At 63.8% G+C, this 26,264-nt stretch carries 20 protein-coding genes; 9 read left to right on the forward strand and 11 right to left on the reverse strand.

Going from position 1 to position 26,264, the window contains the following annotated elements:
- Nucleotides 1-61: 61 nt before the first annotated feature.
- On the reverse strand, nucleotides 62-2,278 hold the full coding sequence (locus NYQ88_RS16885; protein WP_275652268.1) for a DUF4214 domain-containing protein: 2,217 nt from the start codon (nucleotides 2,276-2,278) through the stop codon (nucleotides 62-64).
- A gap of 174 nt (nucleotides 2,279-2,452) precedes the next feature.
- Between NYQ88_RS16885 and NYQ88_RS16890 the strand changes: the two genes are divergently transcribed.
- From NYQ88_RS16890 to NYQ88_RS16915, 6 genes are all read left to right on the forward strand, one after another.
- Nucleotides 2,453-2,827, forward strand: a complete 375-nt coding sequence (locus tag NYQ88_RS16890) for a nuclear transport factor 2 family protein (RefSeq protein WP_275652269.1) — start codon at nucleotides 2,453-2,455, stop codon at nucleotides 2,825-2,827.
- Between the two features lie 87 nt (nucleotides 2,828-2,914).
- Nucleotides 2,915-4,648 (forward strand): gamma-glutamyltransferase, encoded by a 1,734-nt coding sequence (ggt, locus tag NYQ88_RS16895; protein WP_275652270.1) that lies wholly within the window; start codon nucleotides 2,915-2,917, stop codon nucleotides 4,646-4,648.
- A gap of 440 nt (nucleotides 4,649-5,088) precedes the next feature.
- Nucleotides 5,089-5,817, forward strand: a complete 729-nt coding sequence (locus NYQ88_RS16900; protein WP_345774597.1) for a 16S rRNA (uracil(1498)-N(3))-methyltransferase — start codon at nucleotides 5,089-5,091, stop codon at nucleotides 5,815-5,817.
- Between the two features lie 74 nt (nucleotides 5,818-5,891).
- Nucleotides 5,892-7,262, forward strand: a complete 1,371-nt coding sequence (locus tag NYQ88_RS16905; protein WP_275652272.1) for a glutamate--cysteine ligase — start codon at nucleotides 5,892-5,894, stop codon at nucleotides 7,260-7,262.
- A 341-nt stretch (nucleotides 7,263-7,603) separates the two neighbouring features.
- Complete coding sequence (gene purD / locus NYQ88_RS16910) at nucleotides 7,604-8,878, forward strand: phosphoribosylamine--glycine ligase (protein ID WP_275652273.1); 1,275 nt, start codon at nucleotides 7,604-7,606, stop codon at nucleotides 8,876-8,878.
- Nucleotides 8,853-9,872 carry a patatin-like phospholipase family protein gene (locus tag NYQ88_RS16915; protein WP_275652274.1) on the forward strand — a complete coding sequence of 340 codons (1,020 nt, stop codon included), beginning with the start codon at nucleotides 8,853-8,855 and terminating at the stop codon, nucleotides 9,870-9,872. Before purD ends, NYQ88_RS16915 begins: the two co-directional genes overlap by 26 nt.
- A gap of 89 nt (nucleotides 9,873-9,961) precedes the next feature.
- Here the strand turns inward: NYQ88_RS16915 and NYQ88_RS16920 are convergent, their stop codons facing one another.
- Nucleotides 9,962-10,414, reverse strand: coding sequence for a nucleoside deaminase (locus NYQ88_RS16920; RefSeq protein ID WP_275652275.1), 453 nt, complete (start codon nucleotides 10,412-10,414; stop codon nucleotides 9,962-9,964).
- 159 nt (nucleotides 10,415-10,573) lie between these two features.
- Here NYQ88_RS16920 and mutL point away from each other — a divergent pair, with 159 nt between their 5' ends.
- Both mutL and NYQ88_RS16930 read left to right on the forward strand, forming a co-directional pair.
- Entirely contained in the window at nucleotides 10,574-12,451 is a 1,878-nt protein-coding gene (gene mutL, locus NYQ88_RS16925) for a DNA mismatch repair endonuclease MutL (RefSeq protein WP_275652276.1), read from the forward strand.
- Between the two features lie 261 nt (nucleotides 12,452-12,712).
- Nucleotides 12,713-14,251 carry a VOC family protein gene (locus NYQ88_RS16930; protein ID WP_275652277.1) on the forward strand — a complete coding sequence of 513 codons (1,539 nt, stop codon included), beginning with the start codon at nucleotides 12,713-12,715 and terminating at the stop codon, nucleotides 14,249-14,251.
- 328 nt (nucleotides 14,252-14,579) lie between these two features.
- Here NYQ88_RS16930 and NYQ88_RS16935 read toward each other — a convergent pair whose 3' ends face one another.
- From NYQ88_RS16935 to NYQ88_RS16955, 5 genes are all read right to left on the reverse strand, one after another.
- Nucleotides 14,580-15,173 carry an inorganic diphosphatase gene (locus tag NYQ88_RS16935; RefSeq protein ID WP_275652278.1) on the reverse strand — a complete coding sequence of 198 codons (594 nt, stop codon included), beginning with the start codon at nucleotides 15,171-15,173 and terminating at the stop codon, nucleotides 14,580-14,582.
- A gap of 66 nt (nucleotides 15,174-15,239) precedes the next feature.
- Complete coding sequence (gene edd, locus NYQ88_RS16940) at nucleotides 15,240-17,054, reverse strand: phosphogluconate dehydratase (RefSeq protein WP_275652279.1); 1,815 nt, start codon at nucleotides 17,052-17,054, stop codon at nucleotides 15,240-15,242.
- A 119-nt stretch (nucleotides 17,055-17,173) separates the two neighbouring features.
- Nucleotides 17,174-17,869, reverse strand: a complete 696-nt coding sequence (gene pgl, locus NYQ88_RS16945) for a 6-phosphogluconolactonase (RefSeq protein ID WP_275652280.1) — start codon at nucleotides 17,867-17,869, stop codon at nucleotides 17,174-17,176.
- A gap of 181 nt (nucleotides 17,870-18,050) precedes the next feature.
- A complete protein-coding gene (gene zwf, locus NYQ88_RS16950) occupies nucleotides 18,051-19,535 on the reverse strand; it encodes a glucose-6-phosphate dehydrogenase (protein ID WP_275652281.1) in 1,485 nt (494 codons plus the stop codon).
- A 24-nt stretch (nucleotides 19,536-19,559) separates the two neighbouring features.
- Nucleotides 19,560-20,498: a BadF/BadG/BcrA/BcrD ATPase family protein gene (locus tag NYQ88_RS16955; protein WP_275652282.1), complete on the reverse strand. Its 939-nt coding sequence runs from the start codon at nucleotides 20,496-20,498 to the stop codon at nucleotides 19,560-19,562.
- A 285-nt stretch (nucleotides 20,499-20,783) separates the two neighbouring features.
- Here NYQ88_RS16955 and cobU point away from each other — a divergent pair, with 285 nt between their 5' ends.
- Complete coding sequence (gene cobU, locus NYQ88_RS16960; protein ID WP_275652283.1) at nucleotides 20,784-21,311, forward strand: bifunctional adenosylcobinamide kinase/adenosylcobinamide-phosphate guanylyltransferase; 528 nt, start codon at nucleotides 20,784-20,786, stop codon at nucleotides 21,309-21,311.
- A 157-nt stretch (nucleotides 21,312-21,468) separates the two neighbouring features.
- Here the strand turns inward: cobU and cbiB are convergent, their stop codons facing one another.
- The 4 genes from cbiB to cobA form a co-directional block, all read right to left on the reverse strand.
- Nucleotides 21,469-22,431, reverse strand: a complete 963-nt coding sequence (cbiB, locus tag NYQ88_RS16965; RefSeq protein ID WP_275652284.1) for an adenosylcobinamide-phosphate synthase CbiB — start codon at nucleotides 22,429-22,431, stop codon at nucleotides 21,469-21,471.
- Complete coding sequence (locus NYQ88_RS16970) at nucleotides 22,431-23,897, reverse strand: cobyric acid synthase (RefSeq protein WP_275652285.1); 1,467 nt, start codon at nucleotides 23,895-23,897, stop codon at nucleotides 22,431-22,433. Before NYQ88_RS16970 ends, cbiB begins: the two co-directional genes overlap by 1 nt.
- Before the next feature lie 8 nt (nucleotides 23,898-23,905).
- Complete coding sequence (locus NYQ88_RS16975; RefSeq protein WP_275652286.1) at nucleotides 23,906-25,204, reverse strand: cobyrinate a,c-diamide synthase; 1,299 nt, start codon at nucleotides 25,202-25,204, stop codon at nucleotides 23,906-23,908.
- 178 nt (nucleotides 25,205-25,382) lie between these two features.
- The gene (gene cobA / locus NYQ88_RS16980; protein ID WP_275652287.1) at nucleotides 25,383-26,201 is read right to left on the reverse strand and encodes a uroporphyrinogen-III C-methyltransferase; all 819 of its coding nucleotides are present in this window, start codon (nucleotides 26,199-26,201) and stop codon (nucleotides 25,383-25,385) included.
- Nucleotides 26,202-26,264: the final 63 nt, after the last annotated feature.

Consider the following 26,264-nt stretch of genomic DNA (forward strand, 5'->3'; position numbering starts at 1 on the left):
TCGTGGCCCAGTCCAGTTGACAGGGTGGCAGAGCCCGACGCGGGACCAAAGATAGCCCGGCTTACGGAGTCAGCGTAGTCGGTGTTCCCGTCAGCGCATACATGCCAACAACGGCGAAACCGTCATTGTCAAAACCATTGTTTCGACCGCCTGCAAAGAAGATCTGCTCACTCGCCAAATGGCCAGCAGCCGTGTCGAACGTCCTGTCTGTCCAAAACATCGAGTAAAGATTGGAGGCCAGCGGGCCGTTGAAAGAGAGGACGTTGTCCTGCAGGCCGAAGAGTGGGCCGCTGACATAAGTTGTGTCGGACGGCCGCGGCGTAAAATCGCGATAGGTCAGCAACTGAAATTCGCTGTGGTCGGCGAGACCCGTTGCACTTTCAGGAGTGTGGGTAATTTGGTCCGGCGTACTTTGAAATGTCGCAATGCTCGTCCCGCTCAGCAGGTCGTAGCTGACTGATATAACGTAGGAGGGGACGTGTGCTGGCTGTATAAGGGTCAGTGTGCCAGCGGCACTGTCGACAGAGAACTCGATACGGCTGCCGAGGTCTTGCAGGATAGTGCTGTTGACGACGCCATCCGTCACCCATTGCACCATGAAGTCATTATCGCCCGTGTTGCTGCCGCTTACAAAGGTCCCCCCGTCGAGCGACCCGCGAACAATGGCAAGCTCATTTGCACCAGCACCCGTGAGATAGGTTGTCTGGCTCACCGGGACGCCTGAGAAGGGGCGACCCACATCGATGATGTCTCCGATACCCATGCCACTGATCTCGTCGATGCCTGCTGCAGATCCGCCGTCCAAGAAAAGCGGCGATCCTGCGAGGAAATCGCCTGCACTGTAGACCACGCGATCAACATCGAGGTCCGCGCCCAGATTAATGCTATCCCCGCCTGGGCCGCCGTAGACCGTGTCCGCTCCAGCACCTGCTCGGATGGTGTCATTACCAGCACCACCAAACAAGCTGTCCGCCCCGGCCGTGCCATCGATAAAATCGGCGCCGCCATGGCCCCAGACAAGCTGACCGGTAAGGGTCTCGTCGGCGCTAGAACCGATACTGACAACGATGCCAGCGGGATCGCTGCCCAGAGCGCCACTAGGCGCCCGGACGACCACCGTGCCGGTCGCATTGCCGCCAGCCAATTGACCGATCACGACATCGACAGGGTCGGTACCGTTGCCGACATGCACAAGAAAGCGGTTGCCCTCACCATCGTTGATGAGGATATCACCCGGCTTGTTGGACGTGACGTGGAGTCCGTCAACGCTGGCCGAGATGGAAACCACCGTCTCGACACCATCGACGACCACTGTGCCCGATGGATTGATGCCATCGAGAGTGCCGGCGGCCAACGCTCTGCCCGTTGTGCTTTCGATCGTGCCAACCAAGGCATTGATGGCGGCCAGGGCCAGGTCGGCAATGCTGTCGCCCTCGGCCACCACATAGCTGAAAACCAGGGTATCGCTGCCGTTGCCGCTGACATAGGCAGCGCGGCCGCCATTGTTCAGCACGATCTCGGTGCCGACAGCAGCCTGCACATCCGTATCGAAGACAAGCTGCAATGTGATTGTCTCGCCGATGGCAAGCTGACCGTCATTGGGACCATAATTGACCTCGGTCAATTGGGGCGGCACCGGCTGGGGATCGGGATTGGTAGCGGGTGGCGCGAACGGATCGGCTCCACTCACCAGTGCTACCAGGAACGCATCCACGGCACCCAGTGTGGGAACGGAAGAGGGATCGGTCGTAACCTGAGCGAGAAATTTCTGCGCCAGGGCAATTGCAGCGGCACCGCTATAGGCCGCGATTTCTTCCGGCGCATCGATCGCGGTCGTGAAACGATTGGCGGCCTCGACCTTGTTTTGAAGGACTGCAAAGTCGCTGCCCCGGGCGCCATCGAAAATCGCGATGGCAAGCGAGTTGACGCCAGTGCTTCCGGACGCAAGCTGCTGGGACCAGAACGACAGCCCCTCCGGCTCCGCATCGCGAGCGAACAAACTTTGATAGATTGCATTGATGATCTGTGGCGCATCCATGCCGACAAACCGGGCCTGGTATTCGGGTGTTCCAGCCAGGTCACCAATGGCAGAAAGGTCGGCTCCGCCAGAGGTGACCGTGTTGAAGTACAGCAGGCCCTGGGGGTCGGCGGGGCGCCCGAACAGCGCCAGATAGATGCCTTGAATGCTTGCCATCGCCGTATCCAAAAATAGATTTTTATGAAAAATAAAATAATTAAACCGTTGATTGTATTTAATATTCTCACGGACAGCGGTCAACAGCGTTCCGGATGGGATCGTCCAAGGCCTGCCAGTTTCAGGGGTAGGTTACGATCGCGCGCAGAGTGAATTCGCTTCAGTCCGTCCGCCCCGCCGGTTCTGTCGCCGGGCTTTGACCCTTGTGTCGAAGTCGGCCGGCGTCGTCCGTCGCTTCGTCGATGGAGGGGTATGCCAATGAGCGACGAAACAGAGATTGTGAACCTGCTTGAGAATTGGGCCGAGGCCGTGCGGGACCGGGACATGGAGCGCATTCTGGCCAATCACGGCGCGGACATGCTGATGTTTGACGTGCCCGAGCCGCTGTTCAGCCGGGGGATGGCGGAATACCGGGCCACCTGGGATCTGTTTTTCCAGTATTCGCCCGGTGGGCCGAGATCGTTTGACCTCAGGGACATTGCGGTCACAGCCGATGGATCGGTGGCCTTCGCCACGGCCATAATCGGCATCTTCGACAGTTCGCTGCGCCTGACCGTCGGACTGCGCAAGACAGCAGGGCAATGGCTGATTGTCCATGAACATCATAGCTATGCGATGAAATCGGACGGCTAGGAAAGCACGACGGCGGGCGGCAGCGGGCGCTTTTGCTTTACAGGCCCGGCCATTGGGGACAGCATTGCTGGATCAATGGAGGGAAAGATGAAACTGCTCAACTCTATGATGTTTGCCCTGGCGGGGAGCGTGCTCCTGCCCGCGGCAGTGCTGGCGCAGGATGCTCCGCTTCAGCCTGAGGATACGACGGCGATTGCCGAGAAACAGACGGTGCGCGCCGAGAATTTCATGGTCTCGTCAGCCCATCCGCTGGCCACGCAGGCTGGCTATGACGTGCTGGCCGCGGGGGGCACGGCGGCAGATGCGGCGGTGGCGGTGCAGGTGATGCTGGGTCTTGTCGAGCCACAGAGCTCGGGGCTCGGCGGGGGCGCGTTTCTGCTCTATTTCGACAAGGAAAGCGGCGAACTCACCACTTATGACGCGCGCGAAAAAGCGCCAATGGCGGCCGATGGCAGCTATTTCCTCGACGGCGCCGGGGCGCCTATGGGCTTTATGGACGCCGTGATCGGCGGCAAATCGGCCGGTGTACCGGGCACGCCCAGATTGCTAGAAAAGCTGCATGCGGACCACGGGGAAAGCGACTGGGGCAGCCTGCTGCAGCCAGCCATCGACACCGCAGAGGCCGGGTTTGAGGTCTCCCAGCGCATGGCGGACTCGGTGGCGGGGACAGAGGGGCTCGACCAGTTCATCGCAACGGCGGAATACTTCCTTCCCGGCGGCAAGCCGATTGCCGAGGGCACGCTGCTCAAAAACCCGGACTATGCCGAAACGCTGCGGCTCTTTGCCGAAGAGGGGGCAGCGCCGTTTTATACCGGCGAGATCGCCGCGGACATCGTTGCGGCGCTCAACACCAATATCAATCCGGGCATGCTGACCATGGAGGACATGGCGGCCTATGAGGTGGTGATGCGCGATCCCGTGTGCACCGATTATCGCGGCTTTGATGTCTGCGGCATGGGGCCGCCCAGCTCGGGCGGGCTGACCGTGGGGCAGATCCTTGAGCTGCTTGAGCCATTTGATTTCAAGGCGATGGGCGACGGGGTGGAAGCGCGGCATCTCTTTACCCAAGCGTCGCGCCTCGCCTTCGCCGATCGCGGGCTTTATATGGCCGACCCCGATTTTGTGGATGTGCCGCAGGGGCTGTTGGATGAAGCCTATCTCAAGGAGCGTTCCGCCCTGATCGATCCGGCAAAGGACATGGGCGCAGCCAAGGCCGGAACACCGCCGGCCGACAAGGTGGCGCTATTGGCGCCCGACATTGAGCGGCCCCGAAGCGGCACCTCGCACTTCGTGATCGTTGATGGCGAGGGCAACATGATCTCGGCCACGACCACGATCGAGAGCGGCTTTGGCAATCGGGTGATGACCCGCGGTTTCCTGCTCAACAATGAAATGACCGATTTTTCGTTCGCGCCGGAGGCAGATGGTCTGCCGGTGGCCAATCGAGTGGAGGCAGGCAAACGGCCGCGCTCGTCCATGGCGCCGACAATTGTGCTGAAAAACGGTGAGCCGGTGCTGCTGACCGGCAGCCCGGGCGGCGCCAACATCATCGATTATACGGCGCTTTCGATCATCGCCCTGCTCGACTGGGAGATGGATCCGCAGGAGGCCATCGACCTGCCCCATGTGATCAATCTCAACGGTCCGACGCGCGTTGAGGAAGGGGACGGCGCCGAGGAGATGAGCGCCGCGCTGACCGCGCTGGGCCATGAGGTGACAATCGCCAATCTCAATTCGGGGCTGCATGTGATCCAGATCACCGAGGATGGATTGCTGGGCGCGGCAGACAAGCGGCGAGAGGGGACGGTGCTCGGGGAGTGAGGGACCCCTCACCCACCGGGCTCGTGCGGGAGAGGTAAGGCCACCCCCGCCTGGTTTTGCTACGGCTCGGTGGGGCGATGGGTAGGCAATAATAAGAAGGCCCCCTCACCCTAGCCCTCTCCCGTAGGGGCGAGGGGACAAGGCCGGTGCGTTTGGCCGGCCATATGGAGCGAGGGCGGAGGAGCTAAGGCCACCCCGCCTAGCTTTGCTACGGCCCGGGGGGCCGAGCGTCGCTACCTCCCCCTTCGGAAGGGAAGGTAGGGGCCGGTGGGTGGGGATAGTCGCGCGTTCATTGGCCGTCCAGCGTCATTGCCCGGCCTTTGCCGGCATTCCAGTTCGCGTCGTGCATGTGCAGGGAGGTGGAGATCGGGGCGAAGACGCAGTAGAGGTGGGGGACTTGCCGGAGAGTAGCGCCCCATATGCCCAGAACCCATTCGAGATTGCCGCGGCTGTTTGTTGGTCATGATCTGTCGCAGGGGGCGGTGATCGGGCTCGATAAGGAGCAGTCGCTCTATCTGGCCGCTGTGTTGCGCAAGGCGGTGGGCGATGAGGTGGTGCTGTTCAATGGGCGCGAGGGCGCCTGGCTTTGTCGGCTGACCAGCGATTCGAAGAAGTCGGTGGTGCTGGAGGCGGTTGAGCAGATCGCGCCGCAGACGCCGGTTTCCGACCTCTGGTATGGTTTTGCACCGCTGAAATCGGAGCGGCTCGACTATGTGATCCAGAAGGCGGTGGAGATGGGCGCCGGGGTGATCCAGCCAGTGATGACTCAATATACCCAGGTCAACCGGCTCAAGACCGAGCGCCTTTCCGCCAATGCCATCGAGGCGGCGGAGCAATGCGAAGTGCTGAGCGTGCCGGAAATCGGCGATGAGGTAAGCCTCGAGCGACTGCTGGGGACCTGGAAAGAGGTGCATGGCACAAGAAAACTGGTGTTTGCCGATGAGGGCGCTGCGTCGTCCTCGCCGCTCGAAACGCTGGACGGGCTGAGGGGCGAACGGATCGGGCTTCTGGTGGGGCCGGAAGGCGGATTTTCCGACGAGGAGCGGGAAAAACTCAATGGGCTCGACTTTGTCGTGCCGATCAGCCTGGGGCCGCGGATTTTGCGCGCCGACACGGCGGCAGTGGCTGCATTGGCGGTTATTCAGGCGACCATCGGCGATTGGCGATAAAAGGCGATTGCTTTCCTTCTTGCCGTGGTTATGGTGCCGCACCATTCTAGCCCTCAGCACATAAAGAGGACCCCATGGCCGGCGCCGACACAGCATCGCCTCTCATTGAATCGCGTGCCGACCTCATCGAGGCGATGGAGCGCGGCTGCAAGCCGGTCGAGCAATGGCGTGTTGGGACCGAGCACGAAAAGCACGTGTTCCACACCAATCCCGTGCGGCCGGTGACTTATGAGGGTCCGAACGGCGTCAAGGCGCTGCTCGACGGCATCGAGGCCGAGACCGGCTGGCAGCCCTTTTACGACGGGCAGAACCCGATCGGCCTGCTCAACAAGGCGCAGGCCGGCGGCATCTCGCTCGAGCCGGGAGGGCAGTTCGAGCTGTCCGGCGCGCCGATGGAAACCCTGCATGAGACGGCCGCCGAAATGGCCGAGCATATGCACGTCGCCAAGAAAGTGGCCGAGCCGCTCGATATTCATTTCCTCGGGCTGGGCGTGACCCCGATCTGGTCGGTGAGCGAGATCCCGGCGATGCCGAAATCGCGCTATGGCATCATGACCCCCTATATGGACAAGGTCGGCACGCTGGGCACATCGATGATGTATCGCTCGGCCACGGTGCAGGCCAATCTCGATTTCTCGAGCGAAGCCGACATGGTGAAAAAGCTGCGCGTGTCGGTGGCGCTGCAGCCGGTGGCGACGGCGCTGTTTGCCAATTCGCCCTTCGTCGATGGGCGCGACAGCGGCTATCTCAGCTTCCGCAGCCATATCTGGCTCAATACCGACGCCGACCGCACCGGCATGCTGCCCTTCGCCTTCGAAGAGGGCTTCGGGTTCGAGCAATATGCCGACCATGCACTCGATGTGCCGATGTATTTCGTCATTCGCAACGGGCAATATGTGAACGTGGCGGGCGAAAGCTTCCACGCCTTCCTCAAGGGGGAGCTACCGCAGCTTCCCGGGGAAAAGCCGACGATCAAGGATTGGGAAGACCACCTCTCGACCCTGTTCCCGGAGGTGCGCCTCAAACAATTCCTCGAAATGCGCGGCGCCGATATGGGCGACGAAAAGCATGTGGTGGCGCTCTCGGCCTTCTGGGTGGGGCTGCTCTACGATCAGATTTCGCTCGACGCCGCCTGGGATCTGGTCAGCGACTGGACCGACGAAGACCGCGATTATCTCCGCCGTGAAGTGCCGCGGCTGGGGCTGACGACGCCGTTCGACCGGTCGAGCCTGTTTGATGTGGCGGCGCAGGCCGTGGGCATTGCATCGGCTGGCCTCGTGCGCCGGGCACGGCTCGATGCGCAGGGGCGCGACGAGACCATCCATCTGGCGGCGCTGGAAGAAACCATCCAGACGGGCAAATCTCCGGCGGAGCGGTGGCTGGAGAAGTTCCACGGGGAGTGGAACGGGGATCTCAGCCGGATTTTTGTTGAAGCGGAGATGTGAGGGGCGGTTTTGGCCCTCACTGCTATTCGTTCTTGTCACCCGGCTTGTCCGGGTGATTTCTTTTGTGGGGAATGGCGATCCCGTGCTGGCTCGGCCTTAGGGTCTGTGGCTCCCCTCCCCTCACCCTAACCCTCTCCCCGGAGGGGCGAGGGGATTGGGCCGGTGGGTGTGGACAGCGCGAAGTGCCAACCCAGCCAGCCATTCGAGAGCAGCTCTCATGGCCTTCTTCGCTCAAATCGCTTCACTGGAGCGATTTGCCTTCCGGCGCTGGGAAGCATCTTCTGCTTGCCCTTGGGGCTTGGGTCGTGCATCACGCCGGAAGGTTCAGCATGGAGGCAGATATGCGGGTTTTGGTGATTGGTTCGGGTGGACGCGAGCATGCGCTAGCCTGGAAGATCGCGCAGTCGCCTCTGCTGACAAAACTCTTCGTGGCGCCGGGCAATGGCGGGACCGAAGGGCTGGCCGAGAATGTGGCGCTCGATATTACCGACCATGCAGCAGTGATCGATTTTGCCAAGGCGCAGAATGTCGACTTCGTCGTGGTCGGACCCGATGCGCAGGTGGTGGCCGGGCTGGGCGACGATGTGCGCGCGGCCGGGATCGACTGCTTCTGCCCGTCCAAGGCGGCGGGGCAGCTGGAGGGCTCGAAGAGCTTTACCAAGGCGCTCTGCGACGAGTTCGATATTCCCACCGCCGGCTATGCCCGTTTTGAGACCGAAGCTGCGGCGCTGGCCTATGTCTATACCCAGGGCGCGCCGATCGTGATCAAGGCCGATGGCCTCGCCGCCGGCAAGGGCGTGACCGTGGCGATGAGCGTCGAGGAGGCCGAGGAGGCCATCATCGATTGTTTCTCGGGCGCCTTCGGGGAAGCCGGGGCTGCCGTTGTGATCGAGGACTTCATGGAAGGCGAGGAGGTCAGCCTCTTTGTGCTCTGCGATGGCGAAACGCTGCTTCCGCTGACCACGGCGCAGGACCACAAGCGCGCCTTTGACGGCGACACCGGACCCAATACGGGCGGCATGGGCGCTTATTCACCTGCGCCGGTGATGACCCGCGAGCAATATGAATTCACCATGGAAAAGATCGTGGCGCCGACGGCGCGGGGGCTCGCCCAGCGTGGCACGCCCTATCAGGGTGTGTTCTATGCCGGGCTGATGCTGACCGAGGACGGGCCCAAGCTCGTGGAATACAATGCCCGGTTTGGCGATCCGGAATGCCAGGTGATGATGATGCGGATGGAAAGCGATGTGCTGCCGCTGCTGCACGCCACAGCCACAGGCACGCTCAAGGGGCATGACGTGGTCTGGAAGGACCAGTTTGCGCTGACCGTTATCATGGCCACCGAAGGCTATCCGGGCAGCTATGGCAAGGGCAGCGAAATCAAGGGTGTTGATGGGCTCGATGATGCCGATCTCACCGTGTTTCACGCCGGAACGAAGCGCGATGGGCAACGTTTAATTGCCAATGGCGGGCGCGTGCTCAATGTGACGGCGCTCGGTGCCAGCGTGAAAGAGGCGCAGCATCGTGCTTATCGAGGCGTGGACGCGATTGACTGGCCGGAAGGATTTGCCCGCCGGGATATCGGCTGGCGTGAAATCGCCCGGGAACGCAACTGAACCCTTTCTCAATGCTCTGCGCCTACCCTCATTCCGGACCGTCTTTGACGGAACGCCGCCGCAACGCCCCCTGACCCCGCTTCAATTGCGGGGCATGGCTCTCGCGGAGCGGCTGCGCTCCAAGGGAATGGAGCGGAACGCAATGGGCAATGGCGCGGGTCCACGGATCGGCGTGGCTTTGGGGGGCGGCTCGGCACGCGGGCTGACCCATATTCCCTATATCGAGGCGATGGACGAGCTGGGGCTCAAGCCATCGGCGATATCCGGCACCTCGATCGGAGCGCTGATCGGCGCCGGCTGGGCCGCAGGGATGAGCGGCAAAGAATTGCGCGAGCATTCCTTCGAGGTGCTGGGGACGCTCAGGACCATTGCCTCAAAGCTCTGGGCAACACAGATCCGCGGGCTGGGCGGGCTGCTCAAGAACGGCATTTCCGTACAGCTCGATGCGATGAGCGTGGTGGACGCCTTTGCGCCCGATCACTTCCCCAAGGAATTCAAGGAACTCAAGGTGCCGCTCTATGTGGTGGCGACCGATTTCCAGTCCTGGCACCAGGTGGTGTTCAACTCCGGGCTATTGCGGCCGGCGATTGCCGGATCGGTGGCCATCCCGAGCTTTTTCAAGCCGGTTGTCTATAACAATCATTTGCTGGTGGATGGCGGGGTGGTCAATCCGCTGCCGCTCGACCAGGCCGATATCGACACCGACTTTCTCATCGGCATCGATGTGGCGGGGGATCCGTCCTCGGGGCTGACCAAGACCGATCATAAGGCGCTCGATATCTGGTTCGGCTCGGCGCAGATCATGATGCACTCGCTGACCGCGCATATGATGGCGGCCTATCCACCGGATATTTACATCCGGCCACGGGTGGCGGCATTCGGCGCGATGGAATTCTGGCGGGTGCGCGAGATCATCACCCATGCCGAAGCGGAGAAGGACCGGTTCAAGCGAATGCTTGAGCACAAGGTCGAGGCGTATATTCGGGGGGAGTGAGGGGCGGCGCGTCTGAAGGATTACTCCCCACCCTCGATCCCTCCCCACAAGGGGGAGGGAGGCGATGGAGCCGATAGGCTCCGAATAAATCAGACCCGCAATTTCCGGAAAAAATCGGTGAGCATGGCTTCGGCGCGGGCGGCGGAGAGGCCGGAGATCACTTCGGGGCGGTGGTGGCAGGTGGGTTGGTCGAAGAGGCGGATGCCGTTTTCGACGGCGCCGGCCTTGATGTCCTCGGCGGCGAAATAGACGCGGCGCAGGCGGGTGTGGGCGATGGCGCCGGCGCACATGGCGCAGGGCTCGAGCGTGACATAGAGATCGCAGCCATCGAGCCGACCGGTGCCGCGCGTGGTGAGCGCGGTGCGCATCGCGAGGAATTCGGCGTGGGCAGTGGGATCGCGCAGGGCCTGCATGCGGTTGCGCTCGGCGGCGAGGATGCGAGTGCCCTCGACGATGACGGCACCGACCGGGGCCTCGCCATGGGCAGCGGCTTCCTCGGCGAGGGCAAGGGCGATTTCCATGGGCGGGCGGGTTGAGGTCATGGGCTTGGGTTTAGCGTGGGGGGGAAGTTGAGGGAAGTGGGGGACCGTCAGATACCCCCTCCTAGCCTCCCCCTCTCAGGGGGGGGGGTGGGGGCACCCGCCTCGGGTCGCAATGGGCTCTGCCCTCCCCTATAATAAAGGCCTTACGGAGAATCGCCCTTGCCCATTCGTCAGCTGCCCGAAGACCTCATCAACCGCATTGCTGCCGGCGAGGTGGTGGAGCGGCCGGCCAGTGTGGTCAAGGAGTTGGTGGAAAACTCCATTGATGCGGGCGCCAGGCGGATCGTGGTGACCACCGCGGGCGACGGGATCGAACTCATTCGTATCACCGATGACGGCCATGGCATGGATCGGGAGGACCTGATGCTGTCGGTGGAGCGGCACGCGACCTCCAAGCTCAGCGTCGATGATCTCGATGATATCCGCACACTGGGGTTCCGTGGCGAGGCGCTGGCCTCGATCGGCTCGGTGTCGCGGCTTAGCGTGGCCTCGCGCACGGCAGATGCGGAAAGTGGGCTGATCATTCGCGTCGACAACAGCAAGCGCAGCGGGCCGGTACCGCAGGCGATGAACCGGGGCACGGTGATCGAGGTCAAGGATATCTTTGGCCAGGTGCCGGCGCGGCGGAAATTCTTGAAGAGTGCGCGGGCCGAGACGGGAGCGATCACCGATGTGGTCAAGCGCCTCGCCATGGCCAATCCGGAAATCCATTTCATCATGGAAGGCACTGACCGGAGCATTTCCAACTGGCCGGCGGTGAGCGGGCCCGGGGCGCTTGAGGCGCGGCTGGCGCAGGTGATGGGCAGCGATTTCATCGAGAACGCGGTGCCGCTGGCCATGGCGCGCCACGGCGTGGTGGTGGCCGGGATGGTGGGGCTGCCGACCTATACGCGGGCCAATTCGCTCAGCCAGTTCTATTTCGTCAATGGCCGCTCGGTGCGCGACAAGGTGCTGGTGGGCGCGGTGCGCGCGGCCTTTGCCGACTATATATTCCGCGACCGCTTTCCGGTGGTGGCGATCTATGTGGCGATTGACCCGGCGCAGGTGGACGTCAATGTGCATCCGGCCAAGGCCGAATTGCGGTTCCAGGATCAGGGCGGGGTCCGCAGCGCTGTGATCCAGGCCATCGGCTCGGCGCTTATGGCGGCCGGGTTCAAGGCGTCCAAGACCGTGGCCGAGGATATCTTGCAGGCGTTTTCGGCGCCCGAGGCTGAGGTGCGGGGGGTAGGCGACATGCAGGCGCTGGCGGCGCCGACAGCGAGCGGGTCGGGCTATGCGATGCCGTCCTATGGCGCTTCGGCAGCTTCTGCGCCGGTCAGTCGGCAGGGCTATTCCGGCTATGGCAATTCGGGACGGGCGCGGCTCAATTATGATCGGGCGCCGCCGCGGCTTGATGGTTTTGCCGAGCCGAGTGCGCGGGTGGAGACAGCCGCGCCGGAACCGGTGGCGATGGATTATCCGCTCGGCACGGCACGGGCGCAGATGTTCGACAATTACATCATCGCCCAGAACGAAAGCGGGCTGCTGCTGGTGGACCAGCATGCGGCCCATGAGCGGCTGGTCTATGAGCGGTTCAAGGCGCAGCTGGCGTCTGGCCCGGCACCGAGCCAGGCTCATCTTATTCCTGTGATCGTTGAATTGCCGGAGGAAGATTGCACGCGGCTCGAGGAATGCGCGGAAGAGCTCGAAAAATTCGGGCTCTATCTCGACCGCTTCGGGCCCCGCGCCATTGCCGTGCGGGAAACCCCTGCCCTTTTGGGCAATAGCGATGTGGCGGGGCTGGTGCGTGACCTGGCCGATGGGCTGGCAGAATGGGACAGCACGGCGGCGCTGACCGACCGGATGGAAGCGATCATCGCGCGCATGGCCTGCCATGGTTCGGTGCGCTCGGGGCGGCGGCTGCGGGTCGACGAGATGAATGCGCTTTTGCGCGATATGGAGGCGACCCCGCATTCGGGCCAGTGCATCCATGGGCGGCCCACCTATGTGGAGCTCAAGAAGGGCGATATCGAGCGGTTGTTCGGGCGGAGCCGGTAGGGGACGCGATATGCGGAGAGGCTTGCACCCCTCACCCTAGCCCTCTCCCCGGAGGGGCGAGGGGACCGGGCGGTGGGTGGGAGAGTTTGGTGCAGGAGCATGAAGACCCCCTCCTAGCCTCCCCCTGGTGGGGGGAGGGACAAGATCGGTGGATGGGAGGGGCATTGCGAAAGACTTCACCCTTCACCCTCCCCCCCGAGGGGGGAGGGGATCAGATCGAGATGGTGGCGAGGCCACGCGAGACCAGAGGCAGAGCATAAAATGACTTCAGGCATTCACCACGTCACGATGATCGCAGGGGATGTGCAGGCCAATGTCGACTTTTATGTCGGCTTTCTGGGGCTGCGGTTGGTCAAGCAGACGGGGGGATATGAGGATGCGCGGCAGCTGCACCTGTTTTACGGGGACTATGCGGCGACGCCAGGATCGCTGATCACCTTCCTCATGTGGCAGGGCGGATCACGCGGACAGGCGGGGGCTGGACAGGTGAGCGAGCTGGCGCTGGCGATTGCGCCGGGCTCGATCGGCTATTGGCTGGAACGGGCGCTGACCCATCAGGTGACGGTGGAGGGCACGGGCCAGGAGTTTGGCGAAACGGTGCTGCGCCTGCGCGACCCGGACGGGGTGGTGGTCAAACTGGTGAGCGCCGCCCTGCCCGCGCTGGAGATGCCGGACGGAGATATTCCGGCCGAACACCGTATCCGTCGCATTCGCGGGGTGACCATGCTGTCCGAGGTGCAGGAGGAGAGCGTTGATTTCCTCACCCGCTATTTTGGGTTTCGCACCGGGGCGAAGGACGGAGCCATCCAGCGACTGGTGTCCGACATCGGCGATGTCATCGACATTCGCGACGCAGCAGGGTTCTGGCCCGGCGCGCCGGGGACCGGGACGGCAGACCATGTGGCGGTGCGGGCGAAAGATGTCGATGAAGTGCATGCAGTCGAGGCCGAACTGCGAAAGCGCAATTCGAGCATGACCAATTTGCATGACCGGAATTATTTCACCGCGCTTTATGTGCGCGAGCCGGGCGGCACGCTGATCGAGATGGCCAGCGACGGGCCGGGATTTACCCAGGACGAAACGCTGGAGAAGCTCGGGGGCACTTTGTTCGTGCCGCCGGATACGCCGGATCCCGAAGCGGTCAAGGTGATGCTGCCGCAGTTCGGCCTGCCGGGGATGGAGCGCGTCGTCTATCGCGACCTTATCTATAAGCACCGTTTTTATACGCCCGAAGATGCAGACGGGACGACCATCGTTCTGATGCACGGCACCGGCGGCAATGAGACCGACCTCATGCCGCTGGCGCACAAGGCGGCGCCACGAGCAACATTGCTGGGGATGCGCGGGCGCAGCACGGAGAGCGGCGTGCAGCGCTGGTTCCGAAGCTTCGGGCCGGCGATTTTCGACCAGAAGGACGTGCGCTTTGAATCAGGGGCGCTGGAAGCATTTTTCGAGGAGGCACGCGGGGCGTATCAGATTGCGCCAGAGCAGTTGGTTGCGCTGGGCTATTCCAATGGGGCAAATCTGCTCGGCGCGGCGATGCTGCTGCATCCCAGGATGGTGCAGCGGGCTGTGCTGATCCGGCCGGTCCTGGTGCTGGATGTGGTGCCGGAGGCTGATCTGGCCGGTGTGTCGGTGCTGGTGGTGCTGGGAGAAAAGGACGCCTATCGCGGCGAGGGGGAAAAGCTCGCAGCGGCGCTGGAGGCGGCGGGGGCGGATGTGACGGTGGAAGTGATCGCCGGCGGGCATGGGCTGGAGGATGCCGATGCCGGGGTGATTGGGGCGTGGCTAAGGGCTTAGGGGGAGAGAAGGCCCCCTCAACCTAGCCCTCTCCCTCGAGGGGAGAGGGGATTGGGCCGGTGGGTGTGAAGCCGACAGGGCTCTTGTATCTGGAGTTGTATAGGTGGGGCGGGAGCACCCCCACCTAGCCTCCCCCTGGTAGGGGGAGGGATTGGGCCGGTGGGTGGGGCGGGGTTCGGGGGATACTGGGGGCGCCCGTGCGCGCCAAGCCCCCCCACCCCAACCCTCCCCACGGAGGGGGAGGGAGACCGGCCGGTGGGTGTGGCACGACCTCATCCTCAATCCCTCCCCCATCAAGGGGAGGGAGGCAGGCCGGTGAGTGGACGCGTTACTGCGCGCGGTAGGCTTCGATCGCGTTGGTGACGAGCTGCTGGGCTTCGTTGACGCCGCTGAAGCCGTTGAGTTCGACCACCTTGCGGCCCTCGGGGAGCTGCTTGTAGACGCGGAAGAAGGCTTCGACGCGCTCGCGCTCTATGGCCGGGAGATCCTCGATATTGCGGATCTCGTCATAGGTCGGGTCGATGTCGGAGGCCGGGACGGCGATGATCTTGTCGTCTTCCTCGCCGCCGTCGATCATGTGCAGAACGCCAATGGCCCGCACCTTGATGAAGGCGCCGGGAACGATGGGTTCGCGGGTAAAGACCAGGGCATCGAGCGGATCGCCGTCGCCGCCGAGCGAGGACGGGATCGAGCCATAATTGGCCGGGTAGACGACCGGCATGGACTGGTAGCGGTCGACAATGATGTGGCCGTTGTCGGCGTCGATTTCATACTTGGTGAAGCTGCCCTGCGGGATTTCCACCACGGTGAAGAATTCGGAGCTTTCTTCGGGCTGCGGATAGGCGAAGGGATTGACGAAATCGGCGTGGGCCGCGCCGGTGAGGGCGAGGACGCTGGCGGCGGCGAGGAGGAAGGACTTCATAGCGATCAACTCCGAATAGGGGACGGTGATACCGTCCGCCTATCCGGTGGAGATGACAGCCAGATGTCAGCTGAAGACGCTGGCGCCGCGGTCGGCGGGGCCGATGAGGTTGCGGAAGCCGGCGAAGAGTTCACGGCCCATGCCGAACTGGGAGCGGCGCAGGTCTTCGGTGGCCGGGGTGCGGGAGAAGAATTCCTTCTCGTCGCCGAGGAACATCAGCGTGCCCTCATTGGCGTCGAGACGGATCATGTCGCCATCGCGGATCTTGCTGATCGGGCCGCCATCCTTGGCTTCCGGGGTCATGTGAATGGCCGCAGGGACCTTGCCCGAGGCGCCGGACATGCGGCCATCGGTAAGAAGGGCGACCTTGAAGCCGCGATCCTGCAGATTGGCCAGCGACGGCGTCAGCTTGTGCAGCTCGGGCATGCCCATGGCCTGGGGGCCGGAGAAGCGGACTACGGCGATGACGTCGCCATTGATCTCGCCGGACTTGAAGGCGGCCTGGAGGCCATCCTGGCTATGGAAGACGCGCGCGGGCGCTTCGACAATGCGGTGCTCGGGCTTGACGGCCGAAACCTTGATCACCGAGCGGCCGAGATTGCCCTTGAGGAGCTTCAGGCCACCCGTCGGCTGGAACGGGGTCTTGGCGCTGGCGAGGACCTTCGGCAACGCGCTTTCGGCTGGAGCGGGCTCGAAGGCAAGCTTGTTTTCCAGGAGCTTGGCTTCCACCGCATAGTTGGAGAGACCTGCGCCCCACACGGTCTTGACGTCTTCGTGCAGATACCCCTCGTCGAGCAGTTCGCGAATGAGGAAACCCATGCCACCGGCAGCGTGGAAATGGTTCACGTCGGCAACGCCATTGGGATAGACGCGGGCGAGCAGCGGCGTCGCGTCCGAAAGGTCGCTCATGTCGTCCCAGGTGACCTGGAGACCGGCAGCGGCGGCCATGGCGATGAGGTGCATGGTGTGATTGGTCGAGCCACCGGTGGCGTGGAGGCCAACGAGACCGTTGACGATGGCCTTTTCGTCCATGATGTGGCCGATGGGGGTATAGTCATTGCCCTGGGCGGTCAGCGAAAGGGCACGCCGCGTCGCTTCGCGTGTCAGCGCATCGCGCAGCGGGGTGCCCGGATTGACGAAGCTGGAGCCGGGCAGATGCAGGCCCATGATTTCCATGAGCATCTGATTGGAATTGGCGGTGCCGTAGAAGGTGCAGGTGCCAGCCGAATGGTAGGACTTGCTCTCGGCTTCGAGCAGCTCGGCGCGGCCGACCTTGCCCTCCATATAGAGCTGACGGATGCGGCTTTTCTCGTCGTTGGGCAAGCCCGAGGACATGGGGCCGGCGGGCACGAAGACGGCCGGCAGATGGCCGAAGCTCAGCGCGCCGATGACGAGGCCGGGGACGATCTTGTCGCAAATGCCGAGATAGACGGCAGCGTCGAACATGTTGTGGCTGAGCGCAATGGCCGTCGACATGGCGATGACGTCGCGGGAGAACAGCGACAAATCCATGCCCGGCTGGCCCTGGGTGACGCCGTCGCACATGGCGGGCACGCCACCGGCGACCTGGGCGGTGGCGCCGATCTCGCGGGCCGCCTCTTTGATGATGTCGGGATAGAACTGATAGGGCTGGTGCGCGCTCAGCATGTCGTTGTAGCTGGTGACAATGCCCAGATTGAGCGTCTTGTCGCCGGCCAGCGCCGCCTTTTCAGACGGCGTACAGGCGGCAAAGCCGTGGGCGAGATTGCCGCAGGACAGGGTCGAGCGGTAAACGCCGGCCTCGCGGGCGGCCTCGAGGCGATCGAGATAATCGCGGCGGGTGTCGCGGCTGCGCGCTGCAATGCGGTCGGTCACGTCCTTGATGGCCTGACGAACGCTCATGATTGATCTCCATAATGGGCAAGGCCGCGCCAAAGGGGGGACCGCTGGCGGCATTCCTTGCTGTGATGACTGGTGCTGTCAGCGGCCAGGGCGGTCGATTGGGGACCGCCCCAGGGGCGTCATGGACACCAGTAAACTGAAAGTGGCGCTCCCGAGCGCAGCACGGCGCGGATCGGCAGGTCTTCCACCGGTCCGTCGCCAAGCGCTGCGTCCAGAACCTCGGCCTTCGTGTCTCCTTCGATATGGAGATAAAGGCCGTCGGTTTGAAGGAGGCGCGGCAGGGTGAAGGTGACGCGCGGCTCGCCGGCGTCGGGGGCACGGATGGACAGGGTGGGCCCCTCCTCCGTCAAGGCTGCGGCCAGCGTGTCGCCGCCGGGAAAGAAGCTCGCCGTGTGGCCGTCATTGCCCATGCCGAGAATGACCGCGGCGAAGGGTGTTGGCAGTTCGGCGAGGAGCGCATTGGTCCTGGCGATTGCGGCTTCGTCTGGCTCTTCGCCGCCCGAATAGAGCGGAAAGAACCGTGCCGTGGCAGCCGGGCCCTGCAGCATCTTCTCGTTGACGAGCAGCGCATTGGACCGCTTGCTGGTTTCATCGACCCAGCGCTCGTCGACCAGGGTGACGATGACCTTGTCCCACTCGATGTCCTTGGTCTTGCCCAGCGATGAGAAGAATTTCGCCGGCGTCGAGCCACCGCTGACAGCAATGGCCGCAACACCGCGCTCGGCAATGGCGGTGCGGATGCGGTCGGCCACGGCCTCGGCCAGTTCCTTGGCGAGGGTGATCTTGTCGGCGAAGGTGCGGCGGTCGATGGTCATGGTCTTGTCTTTCAGAGGCTGTACGGCGGGTTGATTAAAATCCCCACCTAGCCTCCCCCCTGAGAGGGGGAGGAACAGATCGAGTGTGTCGCGACGATTGTGAGCCACTTGCCCGCCCCTCCCCCTCTCAGGGGGAGGCTCGGTGGGGGTACCACCGCAGTCAGGCCGTGCGCTCTTTTCATCACGAACTGGTACCCTCATACCACGTCCGGCCGTCGCGTTCGATGAGGGCGATGGCGCCGCTGGGGCCCCAGGTGCCGGCGGTGTAGGTCTGGGGCGGCTCGGAAGAGCGCTCCCAGGCTTCGCGGATCGGGTCGACCCAGGACCAGGCGGCCTCGAGCTCGTCGCGGCGCATGAAGAGGGTCTGGGAGCCGCGGATAACGTCCATGAGCAGGCGCTCATAGGCTTCCGGCGTGCGCTCGGAGAAGGTCTCGGCGAACGACAGATTGAGCGGCACTTCGCGCAGGCGCATGCCGCCGGGACCGGGATCCTTGATCATCATCATCAGCTTGACGCCTTCATCGGGCTGCAGGCGGATGATGAGCTTGTTGGGCTTGGGCGCCCCCTCGGCATGATCGAAGATCGAATGCGGGATGGGCTTGAACTGGATGCAGATTTCCGAGACGCGCTCGGCCATCCGCTTGCCGGTGCGCAGGTAGAAGGGCACGCCGGCCCAGCGCCAGTTGTCGATATTGGCCTTGAGCGCCACGAAGGTCTCGGTACGGCTGCCCTTGTTGGCCTCGGGTAGCTCGTCCTGATAGGACGCAACTTCGGCGGTTTCGGACTTCACGCCGCGATATTGGCCGCGCACGGTCATCTTGGAGACTTCGCCATTGACGATCGGGCGCAGGGCACGCAGCACCTTGAGCTTTTCGTCGCGCAGCGCATTGGCCTCGTCGCTGGCGGGCGGCTCCATGGCCACAAGGCAGAGCAGCTGCAGCATGTGGTTCTGGATCATGTCGCGCAGGGCGCCGCTTTCGTCATAATAGCCGCGTGTGCCGGCGCCGACCGATTCAGCCACGGTGAGCTGGACGTGATCGATATGGGCGGAGTTCCAGACGGGCTCGAACAGCGTATTGGCAAAGCGCAGGGCCAGAAGGTTCTGAACCGTCTCTTTCCCGAGATAATGGTCGATGCGGTACACCTGATCTTCCTTGAAGATCTTGGCGACACCGTCATTGATTTCCTGGGAAGACGCCAGGTCGTGGCCCAGCGGCTTTTCGATGACCACGCGGGCATCGCGCCGGTAGAGCTTCTTCTTGTGCAGATATTCGGCGATGGGCTCGAAAAGATCGGGCGCCACGGCGAGGTAGAAGGCACGGATGATTTTCGGATCATCGCGCAGGGCCTTGCCGAGATCGCCTGATTCATCGGGCTTGCTGGCGTCAACGGGCACATAGGTGCAGATCTTGACGAAGCGTTCGATGACCGCCGCGTCCTGATATTCCTTTTCAACGAAGGTTTCGATCGCCTCGCGGGCGGCCTTCTGGAAATCGGCTTCGCTGAGCTTGGAGCGCGACGCGCCGATGATGCGGCTCTGCTCGTCGAACTGGCCATCCTTGAAGCGATGATAGAGGGCCGGGATGAGTTTGCGCTTGGTCAGATCGCCGGTGGCGCCGAACACCACATAGTCAAAAGGCTGGACAGGAATTATGCGGCTGGACACAGGAGCAGTCCTTTTCAGGCGTGATCAGGCGGAAAAATTCTGCTTGGCGAGGATGATCGCACCATGCAGTGGTTCGAATTTTGGCAGGGCGACGAAATCGCCATGGCGATCCTGCAGCCGCGGGAAGAGACGCTGGCCGAGGCCGCCGACGATCGACATGACCTGGGCGCCGTGGCCCTGGAACCAGCGCACATAGGCGTCGATATAGCCCATCTGGATGTCGAGCAGCTTGAGCGCGACCGGATCGTTCTTGTCGAGATAGTCGGAATAGAGCGGCATGAGCTTGCCGAATTCGCCGGGAGCGCGACCGATGAGGGCATCATCGCAGCCTTCCGAGCCATCGCGGCTCAACAGCTTGAGATCCATTTCGGTGCCGAAGGACCAGGTCATTATGGCCTGGTTGTCGCCGCCCAGCGCAGCCGTGACGGCAGCGGTCAGAGGCGAGCCTTCGACCAGCCCATCATTGGCTTCGACGGTGTAGCGGACGAGCTCGCGACCGAGAATGGCGCCCGACATCTGGTCGCCTATGTGGAAGCCCCAGCCACCGGCCTGGTAGCGCGTGCCGCCGACAATGGACATGGCAGCCGAGCCGGTGCCGATGATGACGACGCCGCCCTCCTCGCCGCCAAGGGCGCCGGCATGGGCAATGTCGATATCGTCATAGACTTTTACGCCGGAAAAGGGCCAGGCGCGGGCAGCGAAATCGGCGCGGGCAGAATCCATGCGGCCGCCAGCCATGCCAAAGCAGGCGTAGGTATTGGCCGTCTCGGCATAATCGAGGCCGGCGGTCTCGAAAACGTCGCGCGTGCCGTCGAGAATGGCCTTGTAGGCGGGCTCGCCGCCATCGATCTGCAGATTGGAGCGGCCGTTTTTGACCTCAGCCAGCGTCACCAGATTTTCGTCGGCCAGACGAATGCGGCAATTGGTGCCACCACCGTCAACGCCAAGATAATATCGGGTCACGCGGGTTTCTCCATAGTCTGGTGGGAAGGCCGAAGACGGCGGCCGGGGAATGGCCCCTGCGCGACACCGGCTACCCTAAGCTGTCGTTTCGGCGCGGACCATAATGCGAAAGCTGCTAAGACGAAAGTAGCAGGAACCACAAATTCGACCAGTTCCCGCCCGGATTTTGCGGCCAAAAGGCAGGTGGCCCGAGGGGAGCGGAACGGGTTGCGGCAAAGGTGGGTTAGAGTTAGCTGGAACTGGGCAATCAAGGCCCCTGCCCTGTCCCCTCAAGGAGCCATGACAATGCGACATACACTGGTACTGGGCGGCGCGCGCAGCGGCAAGACCGCCTTTGCCGAGCAATTGGTGCTGCGAACGGGCGCCAAGCCGGTCTATCTCGCCACCGCCCAGGCGCTGGACACCGAAATGCAGGATCGCGTGTCCAGCCATCAGGCCAGCCGCGCCGGCCAGTTCGAGACTATCGAAGAGCCCCTGGCGCTTTCCCACGCCATTCTGCGGGCCGGGCAGAACCACGACGTGATCCTCGTCGATTGCCTGACGCTGTGGCTGACCAATCTGCTGGTGGCCAATGAAGACGTGGCGGCGGCGGTCAGCGAGCTTTGCGCGACGCTGATGGAATTTCGGAGCGCCAAGGTGGTGCTGGTCTCCAATGAGGTGGGGCTGGGAATCGTGCCGGACAATGCCATGGCGCGGACATTTCGCGATCTTGCCGGCTCGGCGCATCAGCGACTGGCGCAGATCTGTGACGATGTCTATTTCGTCGCGGCAGGGCTGCCGCTGACAATGAAGGGCGAGGCGCCGGGGATTTAGGTTTTTTGGGGTGCTTCTAGACACCCCCACCCCCACCCGGCCACTCGAGCATAGCTCTCGTGGCCTTCTTGGCTCGAAAGGCTCCACCGAGCCTTTCGTCCTTTGGACCGCCGCGAAGCCCCCGAGAAGGGGGAGGAGGAGATCGGGACCTTCGGCCTTAGGCAGCCCACATCATCACGGCGATGAAGGTGCTGAGGGCGAGGAGGACGCCGAGGGTGGCGGTGTAGAGGGAGACGGCGCGGAGGATGTCGCTGGGGCCGAGCTGGGATTTGCCCGAGCCGAAGGCCGGCAGGTCAATGAGTTCGCCATCATAGGAGCGCGGGCCGCCGAGTTGGAGGCCGAGGGCACCGGCGAGGGCGGCTTCGGGCCAGCCAGCATTGGGTGAGTCGTGCTTTTTGGCGTCGCGGCGGGCGGTGGCCCAGGCGGCGCTGGGGCTGGCGCCAGGGACGAAGAAGCAGCCAGCAGTGATGAGCATGGCCGAAAGGCGCGCCGGGATCCAGTTGACCACATCATCGAGCTTGGCGGCAGCCCAGCCGTAGTCGCGATAGCGCTCATTGAGATGGCCGATCATGCTGTCGGCAGTGTTGATGGCCTTGTAGGCAGCAATGCCGGGGAGGCCGAAAAGCAGGAGGAAAAACCAGGGCGCGACGACGCCATCCGAGGTGCTTTCGGCCAGGGTTTCCACCGCGGCGCGGGCGACGCCGGCCTCATCGAGCGCATGGGGATCGCGACCCACGATCTGGCTGACGGCTTCGCGGCCTTCGGACAGCGAGACGCGCAGGGCATCGGAAACGGCGGTAACGGCGCGGCCGAGTTCCTTTTGCGCGAGGAAGGCCGTGGCGATAAGCATTTCGAGCACCCAGCCAAAGGGGAGCCAGGAAAGCATGGTGCGGATGCCGACCGTGACGATGAGCACGGCGAGAAGCAGCAAGGCCAGCGCGACGATGCCGGCCAGTTTGCGCTGCTGGGGTGTGCGCTCGGTGGTGTTGAGGCGCGTTTCAAGGAAAGAGATCAGCGCGCCGAACCACATGACCGGGTGGCCGATGCGGGCGAGGAGCGTAACGGGATAGCCGATGCGGCGCTCGATGAAAAGCGCGAGCGGGGCGATAAAGGGATCCATCAGGGCAAGTCCAGAGGCGCGGCGAGACTGAGCAGGCCGTCTATATCAAGGTGGGTTTCAAGATGGGCCGCGAGCGCATCGAGGGTGGCTTCAATGCCGGCCTCATAGGAGAGATCGGGGCTTGAGGCGTTGCCGAGAAAGGCGCGGCGGAAGGGATCGGCAGCAAAAAGGCCGTGGAGATAGGTGCCCATGACGCGGCCATCGGCGGAGACGGCGCCTTCGGAGTCAGTGTCCACATGGGCGAAGGGCCGGTCGCGGTCGGGGCCAGCGGTGACGCCCATATGCATGTGGTAGCCGGCAATGCTCGCGCCTGTGGCGGCGTGGACGGCGTTTTCGGTGCGCAGCATTTTGGTGGGGGTGAGGATTGTGTCGACGGCGAGGAGCCCGAGGCCTTGGCTGGTGCCGGGGGGGCCTTCGAGGCCATTGGGGTCGGCAATGGTGCGGCCGAGCATCTGATAGCCGCCGCAAATGCCAAGGACCGAGCCGCCGGCGCGATGATGGGCCAAAATGTCGATATCCCAGCCGTTGTGACGCAGGGCATCGAGATCGGCGCGGGTGGATTTGGAGCCCGGCAGAAGGATAAGATCGGCGCTGCGCAGAATGGGTTCGCCCGGCTGAACGAGCGTGACCGTGACGCCGGGTTCGGCGCGGAGCGGGTCGAGATCGTCGAAATTGGCGATGCGCGGCAGGCGGGGCACGGCGATGTGGAAGGAACCGCCCTGCCCTTCGCGGGCAATGGTGTCGAGCGCGAGCGCGTCTTCGGCGGGGAGTTTTGCGGCGTCAGCAAAATTCGGGACCGGGCCGAGGCTGGGGATGCCCATTTTTTCGGCGAGGAAAGCTTTGCCGCTGTCGAAGAGGGCTGGATCGCCGAAGAAGCGATTGACGAGGCTGGCGCGGACGAGCGCGGCGTCTTCGGGGTCAATGACAGCGAGCGTGCCGACGAGGGAGGCGATGACGCCGCCGCGATGGATATCACCGATCAGCACGACGGGAATATTGGCGGCGCGGGCAAAGCCGAAATTGGCAATGTCATTGGCGCGCAGATTGACCTCGGAGGCGCTGCCGGCGCCCTCGACGAGGATGTAATCACTGTCTGCAGCAAGCTCGGTGAACGCCGCGAGAACTTCGGGCAGGAGCTGGCCGCGATCGGCCCAGTATTGGCGGGCGGAGAGGCTGGCGCGACGTTTTCCGCGCACGACGACTTGCGAACCGGTTTCGCCTTCGGGTTTTAAGAGCACCGGGTTCATGGCGGTGATGGGATCACGACGGGAAGCACGGGCTTGCAGCGCCTGGGCACGGCCGATCTCACCACCATCGGCGGTGACGGCGGCATTGTTGCTCATGTTCTGCGGCTTGAACGGGGCGACGCGAAAACCGCGATTGGCGAGCGCGCGACAAAGCCCCGCCACGATCAGCGATTTGCCGACGTCGGAGCCGGTGCCCATGAACATGAGTGCGCGTGTCATAGGCGATCTTATGGCGCAGAGATGACGTGAGCGTAAGACCCCATGACGCGGCCGAGTTGGGCGCCCATGGGGGGCTGGCGGATGGCTTCGGCGTCGAGGGCTTCGAAAAGGGGCGGCAGGCCTGCGCCCTTGGCGGACGAATAGTGGAATTCGTGGCCATTGAGGCCCGCGGGCCAGGGCAAGGGGCTGTCGTGGAGGAGACGGCGATAGCCGAGGACGCGCTTGGGGCGGTCGATGCGGGTGATGGTGGGCAGAAGGCCGGTCATGGCGTGGCTGACGCCGGATTTGTCGACGAGGGCCTCGCCCAGAACCATGAAGCCACCGCACTCGCCATAGATGAGCGCATCGCGGTCGCGGGCGGCGACGAGGCCGGACTTGAATTTTTGGGCGGCGGCGAGAGTTGCGCCGTGGAGTTCGGGATAGCCGCCGGGAAGGAAGATGGCGTTGGCATCGGCTGAGGGCGCTTCGTCGGCAAGCGGGGAGAAGAACGAAAGCTCGGCTCCGGCGGCGCGCCAGCCATCGAGCAGATGGGGATAGAGGAAGGCGAAGGCGGCGTCGCTTGCGATGGCGATGCGCTGGCCGAGTGGAGCCAAGGCACGCGGCAGTTCGGTCGCTGCCGGGACCGGGGCGGCGAGGCGGGCGAGCGCGGCAAGGTCGATATAGTCGGCAATGGCGGTTGCGGCGGCGGTGAGGAAGCCGTCAAAACCGTCGACTTCGCCGGGAAGGACAAGGCCGAGGTGGCGCTCGGGCACGATGAGATCGGTGCGGCGGGGAATGGCGCCGAGGACGGGAATGTCGAGGGCGTTGAGGGCCGTGGTCAGCATGCGCTCGTGGCGGGCCGAGGCAACGCGATTGATGATGATCCCCGCGATGCGCACGCCGGGACGCCAATGGGCGAAGCCGGCGACGAGCGGGGCAATGGACTGGCTCTGGCGATCGGCATCGGCGACGAGGATGACGGGAAGTTTTAGGGTTTCGGCGAGATCGCCGGTGGAGCCCTTGCCGTCGGCGGCGCCATCGAACAGGCCCATGACACCCTCAACGAGGAGGAGATCGGCGCCGGTGGCCTGCTGGGCGGCGAGGGCGCGCAGCTGGGTGGCGTCCATGGCCCAGGGATCGAGGTTTATGGCTTCGCGACCGGCGGCGCGGGAGAGATAGATGGGGTCGATATAGTCCGGGCCGGTTTTGGCGGGCGCAACGATTTTGCCCTGCTGCCGGAGTGCGGCGAGGAGCCCGAGGGTGATGAGGGTTTTGCCCGAGCCGGAGCGCGGGGCGGCGATGAGGAGGCCGGTGGGGTTAAGGGTCATGGTGATATGTCTTGGCTCTCATCCCCCACCCCAACCCTCCCCACGGAGGGGGAGGGAGTGGCGTCTGTGATCTTGGCGGGTTTGGAAGGCTAGTCCAAACTCCCACCCCCACCTAGCCTCCCCCTGATAGGGGGAGGGACGCATCGATGTTGCGGAACGGTTTGGGATCACGGCGGAGTTAGCCGAAGACATGTTTGCGCACTTCTTCGACGTACCAGTCGAGGCTTTGGCGGTAGTTGGCGACGGCGCCGAGGACGATGATGGCGGGGGTGGGAATGTCGGCCAGAGCCCCGGCCGCGCCGAGGGTGGTTTCGAGCACGGACTGGCCCGGATTGGCGGCGTGGGAGACGATGGTGAGGGCCTCGTCGGCGCCACGGCCGGCGGCGAGGAGGCGCTGGGTGATGGCGGGGAGATGTTTGACCGCCATGAACATGACGATGACCGGCGCGGCCTGGGCCACGGCAGGCCAATCGACGCCGCCGGGGACGGCACCGCTCTCATCGTGGCCGGTGAGGAAGATGACGGCCTGATTGACGTCGCGATGGGTGATGGGCAGGCCCGCATAGGCCAGCCCCCCGAGACCGGCGGAAATGCCGGGGACGATGCGGAAGGGGATGTTTTCGCGCACCAGCGCGCCGGCTTCTTCACCACCGCGGCCGAACATGAAGGGATCGCCGCCCTTGAGGCGGAGGACGCGCTTGCCGGCTTTGGCGAGGGCGATCAGCTGGAGGGAAATGTCGGACTGCAGGGGCGAGGGTTTTCCACCGCGTTTACCGGCGTGGATGCGCTCGATATGGGGCGGGGCGAGCGCGAGGGTTTGCGGGGAGACCAGGGCATCGTGGACGATGACATCGGCCTGGCCGAGCGCATGAAAGGCCAGAAGCGTGAGAAGGCCCGGCCCGCCGGGGCCGGCGCCAACGAGCCAGACAGAGCCCGGTTCGAACACGGGGAAGTCCGCGCCGTCGAGCTGGGCGAAGTGAGTCTGCGGCAGGCTCATGCGCGCACGCCTTGAGACAAAACCGATCTGCGGGCACAGTGGCGCAAATCAGGGAATGCGGTA

Source organism: Devosia sp. SD17-2, from assembly GCF_029201565.1.
Classification (GTDB): domain Bacteria; phylum Pseudomonadota; class Alphaproteobacteria; order Rhizobiales; family Devosiaceae; genus Devosia.

What these genes read in the sequence shown, in the direction of transcription:
- NYQ88_RS16890 (WP_275652269.1), top strand. Translation starts at nt 2,453, where the DNA reads ATGAGCGACGAAACAGAGATTGTGAACCTGCTTGAGAATTGGGCCGAG.
- ggt (WP_275652270.1), top strand. Translation starts at nt 2,915, where the DNA reads ATGAAACTGCTCAACTCTATGATGTTTGCCCTGGCGGGGAGCGTGCTC.
- NYQ88_RS16905 (WP_275652272.1), top strand. Translation starts at nt 5,892, where the DNA reads ATGGCCGGCGCCGACACAGCATCGCCTCTCATTGAATCGCGTGCCGAC.
- purD (WP_275652273.1), top strand. Translation starts at nt 7,604, where the DNA reads ATGCGGGTTTTGGTGATTGGTTCGGGTGGACGCGAGCATGCGCTAGCC.
- NYQ88_RS16920 (WP_275652275.1), bottom strand. Translation starts at nt 10,414, where the DNA reads ATGACCTCAACCCGCCCGCCCATGGAAATCGCCCTTGCCCTCGCCGAG.
- NYQ88_RS16930 (WP_275652277.1), top strand. Translation starts at nt 12,713, where the DNA reads ATGACTTCAGGCATTCACCACGTCACGATGATCGCAGGGGATGTGCAG.
- NYQ88_RS16935 (WP_275652278.1), bottom strand. Translation starts at nt 15,173, where the DNA reads ATGAAGTCCTTCCTCCTCGCCGCCGCCAGCGTCCTCGCCCTCACCGGC.
- edd (WP_275652279.1), bottom strand. Translation starts at nt 17,054, where the DNA reads ATGAGCGTTCGTCAGGCCATCAAGGACGTGACCGACCGCATTGCAGCG.
- pgl (WP_275652280.1), bottom strand. Translation starts at nt 17,869, where the DNA reads ATGACCATCGACCGCCGCACCTTCGCCGACAAGATCACCCTCGCCAAG.
- cobU (WP_275652283.1), top strand. Translation starts at nt 20,784, where the DNA reads ATGCGACATACACTGGTACTGGGCGGCGCGCGCAGCGGCAAGACCGCC.
- cbiB (WP_275652284.1), bottom strand. Translation starts at nt 22,431, where the DNA reads ATGGATCCCTTTATCGCCCCGCTCGCGCTTTTCATCGAGCGCCGCATC.
- NYQ88_RS16970 (WP_275652285.1), bottom strand. Translation starts at nt 23,897, where the DNA reads ATGACACGCGCACTCATGTTCATGGGCACCGGCTCCGACGTCGGCAAA.
- NYQ88_RS16975 (WP_275652286.1), bottom strand. Translation starts at nt 25,204, where the DNA reads ATGACCCTTAACCCCACCGGCCTCCTCATCGCCGCCCCGCGCTCCGGC.
- cobA (WP_275652287.1), bottom strand. Translation starts at nt 26,201, where the DNA reads ATGAGCCTGCCGCAGACTCACTTCGCCCAGCTCGACGGCGCGGACTTC.